Raw genomic sequence first — 18882 nt, 5'->3', positions numbered from 1 at the left:
TTACCGTTTTTAATTGGTCAAAATTGACAGGGTAGAATGGATGCTCTACTCTATGGGTAGAGCATCCATTCTACCATTGGGTTTATATGTTAAAAGAGCAAATTACTATTAGTCTTGAACACACATTTAGTCAGTATGGTTTTGCAGAACCGAGTGTTGCTGAGCTTAAAAATGCCTGTAATGTTAGTTTACGAACGTTATACAAATATTACCCATCAAAAGAGGCGATGGTTGTTGGTGCTTTAGCGTATCGCCATCAACGTTATCTTACTTTTCTACGAAATGAATCACCATTACCGGGTGTTGAAGCGGTGCTGCATATTTTTGATAAACTGGAGTGTTGGATGGAAAAGTTTGCGCCGCATGGCTGTTTATCAATGAACGCAATTTCTGCTTTTCCTGAGAACCTTTTAATCAATCAAGCTGTTGTAAAGCATAAAAAGGATGTACTCGAGTTTCTTGGTCAACAGAGCCAAAGAATTGATATGGCTAACACTATCTTTTTAATACACGAGGGTGTTTCAAATGCTTGGCCAACAATGAGAGAACAAGCGGTTATATCAGCTAAAAAGGCATTATTAACATTATTAACGGAAGGTAAATCATGAGTATTATCCCTAAAACTATGTCAGGAATACAACTTACAGGTCATGGCGGGCCTGAGGTACTTCAGTACAATAATAGCATTCCCGTTCCTACACCAACGCCAAATGATGTACTGATCAAAGTTTATGCCGCTGGAGTGAATAACACCGATATAAACACTCGTACAGCATGGTATTCGAAAAACAACAGCAATAGTGAAGATGCAGGATGGGCAGGTACGGCTTTAACGTTTCCTCGAATTCAAGGTGCAGATGTTTGTGGTGTTATCGTCGCTGTTGGTAATAATGTAAGCGAAAATCGTATTGGTGAACGGGTTATAATCGAGCCATGTCTTAGTGAAGCAAACAGCCAAGAACTAGAGTCTCCTTGGTATTACGGCTCTGAATGTGATGGTGGTTTTGCTGAATATACTGTTGTAGCAGCGAGACATGCTTATAAGGTGAATAGTTCGCTTTCGAATATAGAATTAGCATCTTTTCCGTGTTCGTATTCAACGGCTGAAAATATGTTAAGCCGAGCGAATGTTAGCGCGGAAGATATAGTCTTAATTTCGGGGGCTTCCGGTGGTGTTGGCTCTGCTGCTATTCAGTTAGCTAAAGCGCGAGGGGCATACGTTATTGCCATTACTAGCGCCAGTAAAAAACAGCAGGTTTTAGCGCTGGGGGCTGATAGAGTATTATCACGAGATATGGATCTAATTCAGGCGTTAGGCGAAAACAGTATCAATGTTGTTATAGATCTTGTTGCAGGAGAGCAATGGCCACAATTTTTAACATTGCTAAAGCCTGGGAGTCGATACGCAGTGGCTGGTGCCATTGGTGGAGCTTCAGTTGAATTAGATATTAGAACATTGTATTTAAAAGACTTAAGCTTTTATGGCTGTACTGTGCTTGCACCGAATATATTTCAAAATTTGGTTGATTATATTTCACAAGGAAAAATTAAGCCGATTGTTGCGCATACTTTTCCTTTAGAAGAAATTAACACAGCACAAGAAACCTTCTTACAAAAGCAACACGCAGGTAAAATTGTTCTTAAGGTTTCATCGTAATGTTGTAGTCACTTATTTGAAGAGCCATTGCTGAAATCGCGACTAAAAAACCTGTACAAACAATGGTGCAGGCTTTATTTTTTAGGCGTTTAGCGCAAGTAATAGCAGTAAAAATTAAGCTAAAGCTAAAATTAAAGTCAATTTATTAGGCTACTAAGTTAATAGATAGCCTAATGCATCAGTCAATCTCAAGTGCCTTTTTTAACGGGCCTAAATACGGCTCGAAATTACGCCATTGTTCTACCGCGCTTTTATAAATAGGTTGTCGAACCTGTTCAGAGCTTGGCGTTTTAATATTACGTTTGGTTTTATGAAAATCGACGCATGTTTGCTCAAACTCTAATCCGATAAAATTAAGCATTCTTCTTACCTGTGTTTCTAGGTCATTAACAACATCTTCATGATTTACTGTTAATACGAAGCCGGGCAATACATCTTCCCAATGTGCCATAAGTTTTAAATAAGCTTGGTAATAACGGCCAATGTCTTCAAGGTTATAACTAAAGTCTTGTCCTTCAGCAAATAGCTGTTTAAAGCCACTGAAACAACACGCCATGGGCGAGCGTCTAGCATCTATAATTTTAGCATTGGGCAGAATCAGCCTAATTAAGCCAATGTGTAGGAAGTTATTCGGCATTTTGTCGATAAACAGTGGCGCCTTATCTCGAAATACCTGAGTTTCATCTATAAACTGTTGACCAAAACGCTTGAAATAATCGGGGTTTATTTCCGCTAAATTTTTAGGGTATTGGGCTTCTTCATCACCTTGAATCTTGCTTCGGCCACGTAACCTTGATGCTAAACCTAAAATATTATGTAGCTCCATCGTGCCGTCGACTTGGCTATGAGAAGCCAATATTTGCTCAAGCAAAGTTGAGCCAGCACGAGGCAAACCGACAATAAAGATAGGATCAGGAGCGTTTAGCCCTAACTTACCGCGCAGGTCGAATAGCTCACGGGTACAATATTTAATTTGCTCTGCAACTTGTTGTTCTATTTTTGTGATATCAAAGCCACTATGCGCATGCTGTAATTCATTGCCTTGTTGGTATGATTTAAATGCTTGATCGTATTCTTTTCTGTCTTCAAAGGCTTTACCTGTAGCAAAATGAAGTTGAATTCTATCTACTAGCGCGAGATCTTCATTTTGTTGTTGCGTTTGCATTTGAGCAATTTCGTTATCACTAAAACGATAGGTTTTAGTATTGGCTAAACTCCAATAAGCATCGCCATACGTTGGGCTCAATTGATAAGCTTTTTGATAAGACAAAATAGCTTTCTCAATTTCACCTTTGGTTTTTAACGCATGCCCCAACTGTAAATGAAAACCCGGTACTTGATCGTTTTCTGCAACAACTTGTTCAAACAATTTTATCGCTGCTTCTATTTCACCTAAACCTGTTAAAGCACTTGCTTTGGCAATTTTAAAGCTTAAATTTTCAGGTTGTGCTTCAAGTAAGGTTTCAACTTGTTGTGCGGCAGTTTTGTACTTTCCTAAACGAATAAGTAAATTAAGGTACAGCGAACGTGCATGAATATGACTTGGCTGCAATTCCAGTGCACTCGCTAATAAAAACTCAGCATCGTCATAGATCTTTAGCTCTATGCCTATTTCAGCCAACATACACATACCGTCAACATGGCGTTGATTATTTTGTAAAAAATGTCGACATAATTGCTCTGCTTTTAAGAGCTTACCTTCGTGCATAAACTCAGTAACGGCAAGAAGTGCTGGCGGTAATTTTTTTAGACCTTCTAGATGATTCGCGGATTTTTGAACATCTGCTTGTTGTTTATCGTCACGATATAGGTGAATTAAAGCCTGCCAACTGGCGACTAAACTTGGGTTAAGCTTTACGGCTACCTCAAAAGATTGTTTTGCTAGCTTTGGCTCTTTCATTGCTAAATAGATAAAGCCTTTTTCTTGATTTGCGCGACTGTGTTTACTGTCAATGTTAAGTAGTTCATTAATACTGCTTAGTGCAAGTGTTAATGTTTTTGCATAGCGCTGAGCTACAGCAATTAAATACCATAGTTCAATGTTATCTTGCGAGTTCTCACTTTGAGCTAGTAACTGTTTAGATTGTTGAACAGCGTCTTCGAATTTTGTCGTTTGGATTAATTTCTGAATTGATTTTAATTGGCTTTCAATTGAAGGCTGAGATGTATTGTCCAATGACTTAGCTCCGAAGCAAATGAGAGGATTGATAGATTTTTGAATACTTTACAATAAAAAACCGTTTGATACAGATACCAAACGGTTTTTATTTCGATCATATTAACTTTTTAGATTTATATTACGGCTTAATAAAAGTCGTAAGAGAATCTAAAGCCAATGGTGCGAGGTCTATTCGATACAACTTTTGGCGTATATTGTTGAGTATCAACATACAAGATTGCACTTTTATCGGTTAAGTTATCGATGAAAACTTCAGCCTTCCATTCGTCGTTTGTCACACCAAAGCTAATGTTAGCCAAAACATAACTGTCTTGAACATAACGCCCACCAGCAAAGGTTTGGCCATTACTGCCTTGGTAATTTACCCCAGAAAAAACATCAGACTCTTTTTCGATACTTAAGCCCGAGCCTGTGCCATAAATTAAGTTGGTAGCATCTTCAATCATATAAGCATCCATCACCATGCCAGCAAGTCTTTCGCCAGTATAACTGATAGAACCGTTTACATAGCCAGTCATATCTCCCTTAATAGGGTAGAAGTACTGTGCTTGTAGGTTACCTGAAAACTTAGCTGAGTAAGGTAATCTACTACCTTCTGGTGGTGCAATACCATCTAACTGAGCATTAATTGAGGTTAACTCAGTATCCAAAAAGCTAAAGGCACCTGATATAACTAAGTTGTCTGTGGCTACCCAACTAAAGTCACCGTCAATACCTTTAATTTCAGCGTCACCTACGTTATCAGTAAATACTAAAAAGCTGATGTTGGTAGGGTCATAACGCGACGTTTGTAGATCCGATATTTTTGAGTAATAAGCGGTTGCATTAAAACGTAAACTTTGATCGAGTAGTGTTGATTTAAATCCTAACTCTATATTGTCTAAGCTATCTGTTGTTGAGTAAACAGGAATACGGAAACCTTCAAAAGCACCTTCTTGGTTAGCAGCAGAGCCGCCACCAACACGGTTAGTCACCGGCGGTCTAAAACCTTCTGAATATGATGCAAATACCATGACATCGTCATTAATTTTCCAATCAACTGAGGCTTTGATAATAGTGTCATCAACTGTTAATTTACCGCTACTATCAAGTAAATCAGTTTCTAATTGACCACTAGCTATAGCAGCTTGAATAGCCGCGGCTTCATCAGCACCAAAAAACTCAGTTAACGCTTCATCACTGCCGTCACCAAATGCACGTAATCGACCACTTACATCAGCGGTAGTTGTAGCACCTTTATAAATGTCGTCAATTTGATACCAACGGGCACCAAAGCTTGCAGTAACGGTATCAGTAATATCGTACTCTAATTGCCCAAATAGCGCGATTTGATCAATAGTATGTGTTACATCGTTAACAAAGCTGACTTCAGAAGAGAAAGGGCCGCCATTACTATTAATACCTTCACTACCGGCTAATTCTCTCGCTAAGTTAGGGAAAAGCTCTGTGTTGGCTATTTTAAATTGGCCGACAGTTGACAGCTCTTGTGTATCATAAAAAACACCAGCCGTAACACGCCAGCGATTTTCAGCTGAAGTATTCATGCGTAATTCGTGCGTAGTACGTGAGCTACTTGTTTCTTCTTTATAAAACTTAGTTGGGTCAAAACATTCTTGTGCATCGGGTGCACTTGCATAGTTACAAACGTAATAAGCAGAGAATTGACCACCGTTAGTGTAACCGGTGTAATCAATAGTTGAATTGATATCACGGTCTAAATAACCACCCGTATAAACAACGGTAAGGTGCTCAAGGCGGCCTTCTAAAGTCCAAGTCGTTAAACCAAAGTCATCATTGTTGTTTTCAGGCGTGAAACGGTTAGTTGAAGTTTCACCTTCAAGGTTAGGGTCGTAAGCAAATACACCTTCAGTGTCTAGAGACTGTTGAGTATGCTGAACTAGTAGATCCCATTCATTATTAATAATGTAAGATAAACCAAAACGTGCACCTGAGTAATCTGCCGTGTTGAAGTCATCTTCTACTAACGCATCATTTTGAGGAATTTGAACCGGTGTATTGGCTGGATCAGCTAATTTAGCAAAATTAGCTGAGATTCTATCAATAACAACAGCGCTACCCGTGTAACCACCATTGTTAGGATCATTTTGAATATTATCAATCCAACCACCTTGGTGATCATTATAAGCAGCAACACGTACAGCAAGGCTGTCAGTTAAAGACATATTAAAATATGCTTCAACCGAGTTACTCATGTCGCCGCCTTTAGTGGTGCTAGTGCTAGTATCAAAACCCGCAGCAAAACCATCATGTGTTGGCTTATTCGTTATTAAGCGTACCGTACCTGATTGCGAGCTAGCGCCAAAAAGCGTGCCTTGTGGCCCCGGAAGTACTTCTATACGTTCAACATCTGTTGCATAAATGTCTAGGTTACGACCTTGCATTGAAACCGGTTGCTCATCTAAATAAAATGCAACAGAAGGCTGTAAAGCTTGTACTGATGAAACAGAAATATTCGTTTGAGTTGTTGCTGCGCCACGAATATAAATTTCGTTTTGTCCTGGGCCTGTGCCCTGAAAAACAACGTTTGGCAAAAACTCAACATATTGGTCAAAATTAGAAACACCAAGGGTTTCTAAGCTGTTACCGGTTAACGCGGTAACCGTAACGGGTACATCTTGAATTGATTCAGAACGTTTAGTAGCGGTAACTTCAATAGTTTCTATTGATGCTTTCTTCTGAACTTCTTCTGCGTAGATATTACCTGACGCTGCTAGTGCTGTTAACACCGCACAGTGCAGTTTATTAAATTTCATATAGATATTCCCTAGGTATTTTTTTATAGATAAGTAGTTAGATATAGTTAGTGCTCTAATTATTAATATACTTAGAGTACTAACTATATTTAAACTGACGTAATGTTAACAAAAGATACATTTGTTTACAAAAAAACATAACTATTGTTGAATTACTTAATAAAACTAAAGCAATATTGTTTACATAGAAGGCTATTTACACCTTGATTAACAAGATATAATATCAATACAAATTAAAATAAGGGGAAGGTTTTGTCTCTAGCCGCTCGTAGTCAATTAAATAAAAAAGTATTCGTTAGCGCATCCGCTATTATTATTGCCCTTTTGCTATTCGCCGCAGCATTACCTAACCAGGCGCAAAGTTTATTCACGATTGTACAATCAAGTATTATCGATAATGGCAGCTGGTTTTACGTGCTTACGGTTGCATTTATATTCTTTTTTGTAATTTTCTTAGGATTTTCTCGATATGGAGACATTCGTTTAGGGCCAGATCACGCCACGCCTGATTACTCAATGTTGACTTGGCTTTCAATGCTATTTGCGGCCGGAATGGGCATAGGCTTGATGTTTTTTGGCGTAGCAGAGCCCTTAATGCATTACTTGTCGCCACCAACAGCAGATAAAGGCTCTGTTGCTGCGGTGCAAGAGGCAATGAAGATGACTTTTTTCCATTGGGGACTTCATGCGTGGGCAATTTACGCCATTGTTGCTTTAGTTCTTGCCTATTTTAGTTATCGTCATAGTTTACCGTTAACGTTACGCTCTGCGCTTTATCCATTAATTGGAGATAAAATTTATCAATGGCCAGGGCATATGGTTGATGTTTTTGCTGTTGTAAGTACCGTATTCGGTGTTGCTACTTCTTTAGGGCTTGGTGCCTCGCAAGTTAATGCTGGTTTTAATTATTTATTTGGCATTGATGTTTCTGTGACTAATCAAATACTCATTATGACAGGAGTTATCGGACTTGCTGTTATATCGGTGACTACAGGGCTTGATAAAGGCATTAAAATACTGTCTGAAACTAATATGATTTTAGCTGTTATTTTATTAATATTTATTTTTGTACTAGGCCCAACGGTATTTTTATTACAGGCTTATTTACAAAATATTGGCGATTACTTAGCAGATATTGTGCATAACACCTTTAACTTATTCGCTTATAAGAAAACCGATTGGATCGGCGGTTGGACAATATTTTATTGGGGCTGGTGGCTAGCTTGGGCACCTTTTGTTGGTTTATTTATCGCTAGAATTTCTCGTGGCAGAACGATTAAAGAATTTATTATTGGTGTTATGTTAATCCCAACATGTTTTACCTTGTTTTGGATGACAATTTTTGGCAATAGCGCCATTGATTTGGTGCATAACCAAGGTGTTGCAGAGCTCGGAGAAATGGTCAGTAAAGACTCATCAGTAGCATTATTTGTTTTCTTAGAGAACTTCCCAATATCAACATTACTGTCTTTTTTTAGCGTGTTAATGATCGTAATATTTTTTGTTACCTCGTGTGATTCTGGCGCTATGGTGGTTGATATGCTTTGTTCACATGGTAGTAATGACACGCCATTATGGCAACGTGTTTATTGGGCTATTGGTATTGGCTTAGTGGCGGGTATTTTATTGCTTGCAGGCGGACTTAACGCCTTGCAAACCATGACTATTGCCAGTGCTTTACCGTTTGCTGTGGTGTTGTTGCTCGCCATAGTTGGCTTAATTAAAGCCTTAAGGGTTGAGGCATTTAAACAAGAGAGCCAGTTAATATCAGCAGTTCCTCACGCTGGTAATGAAAGCAATGACAGCTGGCAGGTACGGTTAAAAAATATTGTTGATTACCCGAACAAAACTAATGTTAATAAATTTATTAATCAAATTATTGCTCCGGCGTTTGAAACTGTTGCGACAGAGTTGAAGAAGAATCAAGTCAATGTTGTAGTGTCGTATGAAGATGGGCTGAGCCTGACTGTTGATCATGGCGAAGAGCAAGCGTTTGTTTATCGTGTACTCGCTCGAAAGCACTCTCAACCCGATTTTGTCGTTGAAATTGACGAAGACGAAGATGAACAAAGTTACTACCGAGCTGAAGTGCATTTAGGTGAGGGCGGGCAAGATTACGACATTATGGGCTGGTCAAAAACGGCAGTGATCAATAATGTTATTGATCAATACCATAAGCATTTACACTTTTTACATTTACTACGTTAACTTTTAGGGGCGTCAGCTTTACTTATACTGCTGGCGCTCATTGCTTGTAATTCTAAAAGTGGTGCGGCATCTATTTCATCCGCATTCATCATTTCAGACAATCGTTCCATTGAAGAAAGTAATTGTGATTGTTCCCACTGGGCTAAGCTAGAGAACTTATTAATAAAGTGTTCTTGCAGTGCTTGTGGGGCACTCAATAATAATGCTTTACCGTCGTTAGTTAAAAATAAACCTACTTTACGCTTATCTTGTGTGTCACGTACTCTTGAAATTAAGCTTTTGTTTTCTAGTCTATCAAGAATATTAGTCACTGTTGCAGCACTTAAGTTAACGTTTTTCGCTACTTGGCTTGAGTTAATACCAGAGGCTTTATCAAGCTCTAACATAATTAATAATTGCGGGCTGGTTAAGCCAGATGTTTTATTAAGGTGTTTAGAATGCAAATCAATCGCGCGGATTACTTTTCTTAAAGCGATTAATAGTTCCTGATGTTTTTCCATAACAATAGGCTTATATGAGTTAATTGTGGTAGTTTAATCAAAATTATCAGATGCGACTAGAGTAAATGTATATTTAAGCGCTATTGTGAGAGCACTTGCGATAGCTGTGATACTGATACCATAGCTTTTCGTGGAATTTGGTTGTTTAGCTATGAAAGAAACAAGTGAATAAATTAGTTTTATTCTGGCAGTACTTGTAAATTCAGTAGAAACTTAAAAATAATAAAAAGGGTGTAAATATGAGGTTTCCAAAAATAGGGCCTGCATTTTTAGTCACAGCAGCGTTTATTGGGCCAGGTACCATAATCACTGCATCCATGGCTGGCGCTAACTATGGTCTTTCATTGGTTTGGACCTTGTTGTTTGCAATGGTGGCGACTATCGTTTTACAAGAGATGGCGGCAAGATTAGGTATTGTTAGCCAGCAAGGTTTAGGCGAAAACATTCGCCATGCGATTAAACAACCCGTAATTAAAGCCTTGGTTTTAATGCTTGTGGTTAGTGCTATTGTTGTGGGTAACGGCGCTTATCAAAGTGGCAATATTTCAGGTGCAAGTTTAGGTTTAGTCAGTGTTGTGGGGCAGCTAGGCTGGGAAGTTAATAATGCACACTACTTATTTCCTATCATTATTGGATTAATAGCTTTTTATTTATTAAGTACAGGTAGTTATAAGATTATTGAGCGAGCATTAATTGTTTTAGTTGGCTTAATGAGTGTTGCTTTTCTAGTCACTTTCTTTTTGAGTGAACCCAAATGGCATGAATTAATAACGAGCTTTGCTGCTTTTGAACTGCCCAATGGCGCAACGTTAACTGTAATCGCGCTGATTGGTACCACCGTAGTCCCTTATAACTTATTTTTACATGCTTCTACTGCCAGTCAAAAATGGCATTCAATTGATGATATATCAACTGCAAGAAAAGACCTATTTATTTCCATTCCGCTTGGTGCGTTAATTTCAGTTGCTGTACTCTCAACAGCTGCTTCAGCATTCTTCGGTAAACAGATAAGTTTGCAAAGTGCAGCAGATATAGCGCCGGCTCTACAACCTTTATTTGGTGATTCTGCAAGCATATTCCTTGGTTTTGGTTTGTTTGCGGCAGGTATATCTTCAGCAATTACTGCGCCTCTAGCAGCCGCTTTCGCACTTAGTGGTATTTTAAATTTAGATAAAAACTTGAACGCTTTTGGCTTCAAGCTGACATGGATGATTATTTTAATTATTGGTGTCGTTATCAGCAGTATAGGCTTTAAGCCCGTGTCAGTTATTTGGTTTGCTCAGGTAGCGAATGGTATTCTTTTGCCCTTAGTCAGTATCTTTTTGTTATGGATAATGAACACTAAGGTGTTAGGGGAACATAAAAATAATGTTTGGCAAAATATTGCAGCTGCAGCTGTTATTTTTGTTACCTTAATATTAGGCGGACGTAGCTTAATGTCAGCGTTTGGTTTGCTATAACCGCTGTAGGCTAACAGTAAGATTATACAAATAAGAGTAAAAGGTTAATGGTTTAGTTTTTGTTTTAATTTAACGTTTACTCTTATTAAAGTGCTGTTAAGTTGCTTATAGAAAATTAGATGGTTACTTCCTTATTAAAACAGCTTGTTTTCATTGTCAAAAGCGGCTTTCATGTTATTAGCAAAGGCGATAAATTTTTCTTTAATGGTTCTTTTAACCGCAATAGTTAATGATCCTAAAACCACATTACCCTCAATAGTAATTATAGGCGCTTGCTTATTTGCCATTGAAGGAGCTTTATTCTCAATATTACTAATAACACCAAAAGACTTACAAACAACATTAATATTTTCAGGTACGTAAATTTTGTTACTGCCTAATATGCAATTTAATTTAATTGTTACATGTTGATGCTGAAAAATAGCGTCAGTAAAGTCGAGTACTGCTTCGCCTAATATACTATGTATGATGATAGTTTTTGGTACATTCCATTGGCCACTGCGTTCAAGGTTACCTAAAATATTTTTCAGACTTAAATTTTCATCACTTTCTGCATGACTATAGCTAGGGGTAAATTGGTGTACTTTATTATCATTATATTGTGTGTCAGCTTTTAAGGTTAAGTCAGCAACGAGAGCAATAATTTCTTGGTGCTTATTGCTGTTCATCGCGTCATCTAAACGACGTTCAAACGCTTCTGCTGAAATAACACCGTGACTATAGTTAAATATTAACTGATCGATTGTTTCTTCGCGTACTTGTTCAATTGGTCGGTCTTCCAGAATTACTGACATGTTCCACTCCATTATTTATATTTTATTTTGTACTAATGTTTATGTAATAAATAATAGCAAAGATAACGCCAAAATTTAAAATGCATAAAATACAGTTAGTTATGAAATAAAGCTATGTTAGTTACTGTGAAATACGCCATTATTTAGTACAAAAGTTAATACTCATCGTGTTTGTGGTTAAATCTTTAGGCACCTTAGAATTGTAATTTAATCAGTAGCAATTTAATCAGTAGCAATTTAATTCTTTAGGTTATTCAGCCTGAATTTACTTAGCGTGCTAACTAATGTTATAATTTTATGTATTAGTTAGCACGCTAAGTAGTTGGAGGGGGTTATGACCACACAAGTTCCTTATTATGAATCTCTAAATTTAACACTGTGCGGTAATATGGGCCGTGTACATCGTCTATGTCGAGATGTAGTCACAATTGCTGTTGAGCCGCTAGGTTTAACACAATCTCGCTGGACAGCTTTAATACATATTCATATGCTAAAAGAAGGCGTTACACAGCATCAATTAGCTCAAAGTCTAGGAATAGAAATGCCTTCACTTACTCGTACAATAAAGCAATTAGAAGCGCAGTTACTCATTACCCGTTGTGTGGACGAACATGATAAACGCAGTAAGAATATTTATTTTACTGCGCAAGGTCACAAAACATTGCATACACTGAAAGAAAAAATAGCTGAAGTTAAAAGCCAACTCTATCAGGGGTTTACTGCTACTCAATTAGATGAAATGGCACAGGGCTTAATCAAAATGGAAAATAATGCTCAAAGCTTTATTGAAAATAGTCTCGCAAATAAGGTAAGTAAATGACACCAGATGAAAAGTTCACACGTTATGTAAGATTTTCCCTCATAGGGTTTGTGATCGTATTTATTTATTATTTAGTCGCCGATATTTACTTGCCAGTAACACCACAAGCACGGGTTTATCACCCGGTAGTGCAAATATCACCACAAATTAACGGGCGGGTAACTAAAGTGTTGGTTAGTAATAACCAAAGGGTAAAAGCTGGCGACGTACTATTTAACATAGACCAAGGCCCATATACCTTAGCACTTGAGCAAGCACAGTTAATGCTTGATGATGCCAAGCTTCAGAATAAACGTTTAGATACTAATGTTAAAGCGATTGAAGCGAACGTTAGCGCTGCAAAAGCTAAACAGCATGAGCAACAATTGTTAAAAGATAGAGGGGAAAAGCTTTATAAAAACAACTCAATATCTGAACAGTCATTTGAAACTATTCGAGCTGATTTCGAGGCCAGTAAAGCCAATGAAACAGCATTAACTGCACAATTAGTTGAAGCAGTTTTAGCGCGTGGTGAATTAGGTGAACATAACTTAGCAATCAGACATGCTGCTAATACACTTGCTCAAGCTGAGCTAAACTTATCTTATACGCAAGTTCGTTCGTTAAGTGATGGGGTAGTAACTAATTTACAATTACTCGATGGTGCTTATGCAGTAGCAGGAAAACCTTTACTGGCCATTGTGGCAAAAAAAGCCGACTTAGTGGCTGATTTTAGAGAAAAGTCACTAATGAATATGAAAGCCGGCGGCTTAGCTAGAGTGGTTTTTGATAGTCGACCAGGCGAAGTGTACGAAGCTAAAATATTGACTTTTGAAGCCGGTGTTAGCGATGGCCAACTTAGTGCGAATGGTATGTTAAGTACAACAGAAACCAGTAACCGTTGGGTACGCGATGCACAACGTCAACGAATTCACCTTAAATTATTAAATAATGAAGAAATGATCTCAAATATGCCAAGCGGCTCGCGAGCAACGGTGCAATTATTACCTGAATCAAGTTTTGGGCAATGGTTTGGCGCCGCACAAATTAGGCTTATTAGCTGGTTACATTACATTTATTAATAAGGGCATTATGAGTCAAGTTAAAAGTGGTGCGCCAGAGTTAAATGCTAATGGTTTGCGACAAGCGTTGCGAATTGCGGGAGGCTGCACTATAGGTTTTACCTTAAGTAAACTGATGAATTGGCCTAATGGTATATTTTTTACCGTTTACCCTATGCTGCTTTTAGGTATGGTGCCGACGCTAAACCGCAGCATTATTCGGCAATTCATTGCTTCAGCGGGGTTTAGTGCCTTTATGGTACTGATAATCCAAGGACTATTTTCTCATTTACCGGTAGTAATAACATTATTTACCTTTGGTGCATTTTGTTTTTTATTCCATAAAATGAGCAATGGTAGTGCATTTTTATTTGGTGCGTTAGGCGTTGTTAGCTTATCGATACAATTGAATTTTTCTAGCTATATTGATCAAAACAGCACTATTTATCCGATTATTTTAAGTAATGGTCTGGCCATTTTTATCACTGTGATTATTGCCGCTGCCATGCATGGTATATTCCCTGATGTTAGCGCACGAATACTGCCTAAAATGCCCACTAAAGCAAAAGAGAGTATTCGCCATGAAGTGTTACTTTGTGCGACTGTTGCTACGCTTTCTTTTGTTGTTTTTCAGGTGCTAGATTTAAAAGATTCTATTTCAGCGCAAGCTGCATCAGTGTTGATTTTGTTTTCTTTATGCTGGAAGGCAGCTGGCATGGCTGGTTGGCAACGCGCTATTGGCACATTAATAGGTTGTAATGCCGCGCTTTTATCGCAATTATTTTTATATAATCATAGCGATTTTTTATTATTTCCAGTTGTTATTTTATGGATATTGTCTTTTGTATTTTCTCGCTTTCATATCTTAGGGGGCGGTGCACCAGGTATAGGATTTGGCGTGTTAACGACCTTTGGAATTTTATTTGGGCAATCGTTAGGGCCAGGACAAGACTTAATATACAGTGCGCTATACCGTTTTTCATCAGTATCTGTAGCAATTGTTTTAAGCTTGTGTGCTATTTATATTATGCACCATTTTCTTAATCGCTTTAGCGTAACGCGCCACCATACTTTTGAATAAACTTGTTTCGCTTTGAAAATGTTGAAGGTTGTCGTTATTATTTTTTAAGTTTAAAAAAGCCGTTAAATCATAAGATGTAACGGCTTTTTATTCGCATTAGCTAAAGATTAAAAACCACACTGTTTACCTTGATTTTTCTCTTTCAACCAAGTTTGTAATGGCGCGAAATAGTCAAGAATAGCGGTTGCATCCATTTGTTCATTACCTGTTAACACTTTATAGGCTTCTTGCCATGGCTGGCTTGAGCCCATTTCAAGTACTTTGTTTAAAGCAGTACCGGCATCTTTGTTGTTATAAATAGAACAACGATGAATAGGATCTGTGTTACCTGAAATTTCACATAATGCACGATGAAATTCAAATTGTTGAATATGTGCTAAGAAGTAGCGCGAATAAGGTACGCCGCCGGGTACATGATACTTAGCACCAGGATCGAAGGCATTTGATTCGCGATCAATAGGCGCTCTAACGCCTTGGTATTTTTCACGTAGCTCCCACCAAGCCGTATTATAGTTTTCAGGCGTTACTTCGCCCGAGTAAACCTTCCAACGCCATTGATCGACCATTAAACCAAAAGGTATAAAGGCCACTTTATCTAACGCCATTTTCATCAGTAAGCCAATGTCTTTAGATTCGTCTGGAATAGTATCAATTAGGCCAATTTCTTTTAAGTACTTAGGTGTTACCGACAGCGCTATAGTGTCGCCAATGGCTTCGTGGAAACCATCGTTAGCACTGTTTTGATAATAAACCGGTTGGTTTTGGTATGCACGTTGATAAAAGTTATGACCTAATTCGTGATGAATAACAGAAAAATCTTCGCCAGTTTTTTGAATACACATTTTTATACGTATATCGTCTTTAGCATCTAAATCCCAAGCCGATGCATGACAAACAACATCTCTGTCTGCTGGCTTAGTAAATAGAGAACGCTGCCAAAATGTTTCTGGTAGAGCTTCAAAACCAAGTGAAGTGAAAAATGTTTCTGCCCCTTTAACCATTTTAATTTCATCGTAATTATTGGCGGCTAACTGTTTAGTAAGATCGTAACCAGGATCAGCATTCTCTGGCGCAACAACGTCGTAAATATTTCCCCAAGATTGTGCCCACATATTGCCCAGTAAATGCGCAGGAATTGGTTGATCTTGTGGCACTTTATCTTCACCATAAGTTTTACCTAACTCTGTGCGTACATAACAATGTAAATCATCGTACAAAGGTTTAACTTGTCCCCATAAACGGTCAAGCTCTTTGGCAAACTCATCTGCCGACATATCGTAGTTAGAGCGCCACATAGCGCCTAAATCTGCATAACCTAAACCTTGGGCACCTTCGTTAGCAAGTTCTGCTTGGCGTATATATAATGGTTTCATGTCAGGGCTAATAGTGCGCCAACCTTGCCACATTTCTAGTAATTCATCGTAGTTACGTGAGCTTGCCATTTTAGCCGTCATTTGGCCTAAACTCAGGGTTTCACCTGATTCAGTGGTGTAGTTTCCTTTACCATACATGCTATTTAATTCAGCGCCAATTTTTGCTAACTCGGCTGATTTAGCCGGATCTTGAGGCGCAGGCATTACTAAACTTTGCTTTAGAATATTAAGCTTACGTCGTTGGTCGGCGCTTACATCAACCGTGTCAAACTTAGCGGCCTGCATGGCAAACCTAACACCGGCTTCTGTTGATTTTTGGTCGGCAATTGCGGCAAGTGCAGATGTATCATCTGTAATAAAGTTAGAATTTATCCAGGCAGCACGACTACCTTCAATATTGAGTTGTACTAGCTCTTTCTCGGTAGCAGTTAAAAATGTATCAACATCTTGAGCAGTTAATGCCGTGTTGGCTTTGCTGACAGGCTTAACGTCATTATTTGTTGTTTTGTCTCCATTACAAGCACTAAGGCTTGTGGCAACGATAAGTGCTGCGGCGGTTAATTTAAACGTTGGTTTCATAAGTATCCATTTTTGTTATTTGTTAGCGATTTTTTCGCGTATTAGTCAACTTAATATAAGATCATAGCTAGTGTAAATTGAGATGAGTATATTGGCAACAGAATTGCTTTTATGGCAATTTTAATGGTGCTAAGTTTAACCGATGCTAAATTTTAGGCAAAAAAAAGCTCAGCGAAAGGGGTGCTGAGCCATTATATAAATATACTAGGGAAAGTATGAAATTTGCGTTTCACAAAGTTCTTCGTAGAACGCCAAAATATAATAGCGATTTCAGGTGTTTTTTACTGTGTTATTTGTGTAAAACTTTGTAATCATTTTATGGCTCAAGTACTATAAATAGGGCAGGTGCGGGCTAAACAAAATAAAGTTCATGAAAATAATTTAATTTTATTAATGGGCTCAATATTGTTACTTATATTTTATCATTGGGCGAGTAACATTTTGTAAATTCATTATGTTTAATTTAAATTTTTTAATACTTTATTCACCTTTAATTTTATCAGCTCTTTATTCTGAGTTGCGTTATTTAAAACGCTTGTTTAAACTGCCTGTATTAATTGTTTATTAAACCAGAGTTACGGCGCTATTTATTTATGAGTACGAAGAATAAAATACTAGATGCAGCAGAGAGCCTGTTTGCAGATAAAGGTTTTAATGGCACTTCTCTGCGTGAAATTACCAGTCAAGCTGAAGTTAACTTAGCTGCGGTTAATTATCACTTTGGTTCGAAAAAAGAATTGATTAAAGCTGTTATGTCACGTTACATGAATGAGCTATCTCCACGTTTAGAGTTGGCTTTAATTGCAGTGTGCGAGCAAGATTCACCCAGTTTAATTGAAGTATTCTCTGCTTTTATTGAACCCTTATTATCACTAAATGAGTTTAAAAATAATGGCACTAGTAATTTTTTACAGTTACTTGGGCGAGGTTATACTGATAGCCAAGGCTTTTTACGCTGGTTTTTAACTACTCAATACCCAGGTGTAATTGACAATTTTGTGATTGCCGTACAAAAAGCTTACCCAGCGCTTGGTGCTGAAGAAATGTTTTGGCGATTGCACTTTACTATGGGTACTGTTGTTTTCACTATGTCATCAAGTGATGCCTTAATCGACATTGCAAAAAGTGATTTCGAACGTGAATTACAAATATCAGATGTGATCAAAAATGTGATCCCTTATGTAGCTGCTGGTGTTGGCGCACCTATATCGGTAAATCACTCTCTATAGCTTTTTTGAACAGAGTTGTTTTCTTAATAGGGTTGTTTTGTATAAGTTAATACCAAGCTAAAGTAATAAAACAATGTTTGATAGCTGATATATTTAGCTAACCAACTTTGTTTATTGATTTTATTTAGGTAGAGTAGCGACATATTTACTTTTTAAAGTGTTGTTATGGGTCCAGTCATGCTTGATGTGCAAGGCACATCATTGTCTCAAGAAGATAAAGAAATTCTCCAACATCCATTAGTGGGTGGCTTAATATTCTTTACTCGCAATTATCATTCGCCTGAACAAATTGCTGACTTAAGTCAGCAAATTCGACAGGCAGCTAAAAGGCCATTATTAATTGCTGTTGATCATGAAGGTGGTCGAGTACAGCGTTTTAGAGACGGTTTTTCATTAATCCCTGCGATGGGAAAGCTATGGGAAATGTCGGAACACAGCCTTAGCTTAGCGAAAGAGTTGGCTAAACAAAGTGCAGTTTTAATGGCTTTAGAAGTACAAGCTGTAGGGATTGATATTAGTTTTGCACCCGTGTTAGATATTAATAATATTAGTGACGTTATCGGCGATCGATCTTTTCATCAACAGCCTGACTTCGTTACTGATTTAGCTGAAGCTTTTATTAATGGTTTACATCAAGTGGGTATGAAGGCGACAGGAAAGCACTTTCCAGGACATGGCAGTGTCAAAGCTGACTCACATATTGACTTACCGGTTGATACCCGACCAAAAGCCGATATTTTCCAACAAGATTTATTACCATTTAAGCAACTTATTGCGCGTGGTAAAGTTGATGCTTTAATGCCAGCACACGTTATTTTTCCTGATGTCGATAACCAAGCTGTTGGATTTTCTCGTTATTGGCTGCAAGATATTCTACGCGAAAATCTTGGCTTCAAAGGCGTGATTTTTAGTGATGATTTATCGATGCAAGGTGCGGCAAGTGCTGGTGGTTATGTTGAGCGCGCTGAAGCTGCACAAGATGCTGGCTGCGATATGCTATTACTATGTAATAACCGAGAAGGGTGTGTTGATGTATTAGATAATGCTAATATTGCGCATTCATCAACCAGTAATCAAAGACTGATGCAGTTATTGAAAAATAGCGATAACAACTGGCCATCACTTAAAAATAATTCAAGGTGGCAACACGCTAGCAAGTACTTGAAAAATTATTGTTAACTTCGCTGG

General features: G+C 38.0%; 14 protein-coding genes. 9 read left to right on the top strand and 5 right to left on the bottom strand.

The genetic code is table 11. The annotated features are described in order from the left end of the window. Window positions 1-86 precede the first annotated feature (86 nt). Both AC27H3_RS11580 and AC27H3_RS11575 read left to right on the top strand, forming a co-directional pair. Window positions 87-608, top strand: coding sequence for a TetR/AcrR family transcriptional regulator (locus AC27H3_RS11580; RefSeq protein WP_487106372.1), 522 nt, complete (start codon window positions 87-89; stop codon window positions 606-608). Continuing rightward, a complete protein-coding gene (locus tag AC27H3_RS11575; protein WP_487106370.1) occupies window positions 605-1657 on the top strand; it encodes an alcohol dehydrogenase family protein in 1053 nt (350 codons plus the stop codon). The genes AC27H3_RS11580 and AC27H3_RS11575 overlap by 4 nt, the downstream gene beginning before the upstream one ends. A gap of 178 nt (window positions 1658-1835) precedes the next feature. On the opposite strand, the gene AC27H3_RS11570 is transcribed toward AC27H3_RS11575, so the two are convergent. Both AC27H3_RS11570 and AC27H3_RS11565 read right to left on the bottom strand, forming a co-directional pair. Then, window positions 1836-3833, bottom strand: a complete 1998-nt coding sequence (locus AC27H3_RS11570) for a tetratricopeptide repeat-containing sulfotransferase family protein (RefSeq protein WP_487106368.1) — start codon at window positions 3831-3833, stop codon at window positions 1836-1838. Between the two features lie 128 nt (window positions 3834-3961). After that, window positions 3962-6610 (bottom strand): TonB-dependent receptor, encoded by a 2649-nt coding sequence (locus AC27H3_RS11565; RefSeq protein ID WP_487106366.1) that lies wholly within the window; start codon window positions 6608-6610, stop codon window positions 3962-3964. A gap of 252 nt (window positions 6611-6862) precedes the next feature. On the opposite strand from AC27H3_RS11565, the gene AC27H3_RS11560 reads away from it, so the two are divergent. After that, on the top strand, window positions 6863-8818 hold the full coding sequence (locus AC27H3_RS11560) for a BCCT family transporter (protein ID WP_487106364.1): 1956 nt from the start codon (window positions 6863-6865) through the stop codon (window positions 8816-8818). On the opposite strand, the gene AC27H3_RS11555 is transcribed toward AC27H3_RS11560, so the two are convergent. Then, window positions 8815-9318, bottom strand: coding sequence for a MarR family winged helix-turn-helix transcriptional regulator (locus AC27H3_RS11555; protein ID WP_487106362.1), 504 nt, complete (start codon window positions 9316-9318; stop codon window positions 8815-8817). The two genes, AC27H3_RS11560 and AC27H3_RS11555, sit on opposite strands and share 4 nt — an antisense overlap. Window positions 9319-9557: 239 nt before the next feature. Here AC27H3_RS11555 and AC27H3_RS11550 point away from each other — a divergent pair, with 239 nt between their 5' ends. Further along, window positions 9558-10778 carry an Nramp family divalent metal transporter gene (locus AC27H3_RS11550; RefSeq protein WP_487106360.1) on the top strand — a complete coding sequence of 407 codons (1221 nt, stop codon included), beginning with the start codon at window positions 9558-9560 and terminating at the stop codon, window positions 10776-10778. A gap of 134 nt (window positions 10779-10912) precedes the next feature. Here the strand turns inward: AC27H3_RS11550 and AC27H3_RS11545 are convergent, their stop codons facing one another. Beyond that, window positions 10913-11572 (bottom strand): LiaF domain-containing protein, encoded by a 660-nt coding sequence (locus AC27H3_RS11545; RefSeq protein ID WP_487106358.1) that lies wholly within the window; start codon window positions 11570-11572, stop codon window positions 10913-10915. A 334-nt stretch (window positions 11573-11906) separates the two neighbouring features. Here AC27H3_RS11545 and AC27H3_RS11540 point away from each other — a divergent pair, with 334 nt between their 5' ends. From AC27H3_RS11540 to AC27H3_RS11530, 3 genes are read left to right on the top strand one after another with little or no spacing between them, the layout of a single operon-like run. Beyond that, a complete protein-coding gene (locus AC27H3_RS11540) occupies window positions 11907-12392 on the top strand; it encodes a MarR family transcriptional regulator (RefSeq protein WP_487106356.1) in 486 nt (161 codons plus the stop codon). Beyond that, window positions 12389-13453, top strand: coding sequence for an HlyD family secretion protein (locus AC27H3_RS11535; RefSeq protein WP_487106354.1), 1065 nt, complete (start codon window positions 12389-12391; stop codon window positions 13451-13453). Before AC27H3_RS11540 ends, AC27H3_RS11535 begins: the two co-directional genes overlap by 4 nt. Before the next feature lie 10 nt (window positions 13454-13463). Then, window positions 13464-14513, top strand: a complete 1050-nt coding sequence (locus tag AC27H3_RS11530; protein ID WP_487106352.1) for a DUF2955 domain-containing protein — start codon at window positions 13464-13466, stop codon at window positions 14511-14513. A gap of 107 nt (window positions 14514-14620) precedes the next feature. Here the strand turns inward: AC27H3_RS11530 and AC27H3_RS11525 are convergent, their stop codons facing one another. Continuing rightward, window positions 14621-16465, bottom strand: a complete 1845-nt coding sequence (locus AC27H3_RS11525) for a M2 family metallopeptidase (RefSeq protein ID WP_487106350.1) — start codon at window positions 16463-16465, stop codon at window positions 14621-14623. Window positions 16466-17058: 593 nt separating this feature from the next. On the opposite strand from AC27H3_RS11525, the gene psrA reads away from it, so the two are divergent. Next, window positions 17059-17694 (top strand): TetR family transcriptional repressor PsrA, encoded by a 636-nt coding sequence (psrA, locus tag AC27H3_RS11520; RefSeq protein WP_085302844.1) that lies wholly within the window; start codon window positions 17059-17061, stop codon window positions 17692-17694. A gap of 165 nt (window positions 17695-17859) precedes the next feature. Beyond that, complete coding sequence (gene nagZ / locus AC27H3_RS11515; RefSeq protein ID WP_487106348.1) at window positions 17860-18873, top strand: beta-N-acetylhexosaminidase; 1014 nt, start codon at window positions 17860-17862, stop codon at window positions 18871-18873. Window positions 18874-18882 lie beyond the last annotated feature (9 nt).

Source organism: Colwellia sp. NW0002-52-1 (assembly GCF_057550865.1).
This window is presented reverse-complemented; position numbering and strand designations above follow the sequence as displayed.

Excerpts from the sequence above, each read along its gene's own strand:
- AC27H3_RS11525 (WP_487106350.1), bottom strand. The coding sequence starts at position 16,465 with ATGAAACCAACGTTTAAATTAACCGCCGCAGCACTTATCGTTGCCACA.
- AC27H3_RS11575 (WP_487106370.1), top strand. The coding sequence starts at position 605 with ATGAGTATTATCCCTAAAACTATGTCAGGAATACAACTTACAGGTCAT.
- AC27H3_RS11530 (WP_487106352.1), top strand. The coding sequence starts at position 13,464 with ATGAGTCAAGTTAAAAGTGGTGCGCCAGAGTTAAATGCTAATGGTTTG.
- AC27H3_RS11540 (WP_487106356.1), top strand. The coding sequence starts at position 11,907 with ATGACCACACAAGTTCCTTATTATGAATCTCTAAATTTAACACTGTGC.
- AC27H3_RS11580 (WP_487106372.1), top strand. The coding sequence starts at position 87 with ATGTTAAAAGAGCAAATTACTATTAGTCTTGAACACACATTTAGTCAG.
- AC27H3_RS11545 (WP_487106358.1), bottom strand. The coding sequence starts at position 11,572 with ATGTCAGTAATTCTGGAAGACCGACCAATTGAACAAGTACGCGAAGAA.
- psrA (WP_085302844.1), top strand. The coding sequence starts at position 17,059 with ATGAGTACGAAGAATAAAATACTAGATGCAGCAGAGAGCCTGTTTGCA.
- AC27H3_RS11555 (WP_487106362.1), bottom strand. The coding sequence starts at position 9,318 with ATGGAAAAACATCAGGAACTATTAATCGCTTTAAGAAAAGTAATCCGC.
- AC27H3_RS11535 (WP_487106354.1), top strand. The coding sequence starts at position 12,389 with ATGACACCAGATGAAAAGTTCACACGTTATGTAAGATTTTCCCTCATA.
- AC27H3_RS11550 (WP_487106360.1), top strand. The coding sequence starts at position 9,558 with ATGAGGTTTCCAAAAATAGGGCCTGCATTTTTAGTCACAGCAGCGTTT.
- nagZ (WP_487106348.1), top strand. The coding sequence starts at position 17,860 with ATGGGTCCAGTCATGCTTGATGTGCAAGGCACATCATTGTCTCAAGAA.
- AC27H3_RS11565 (WP_487106366.1), bottom strand. The coding sequence starts at position 6,610 with ATGAAATTTAATAAACTGCACTGTGCGGTGTTAACAGCACTAGCAGCG.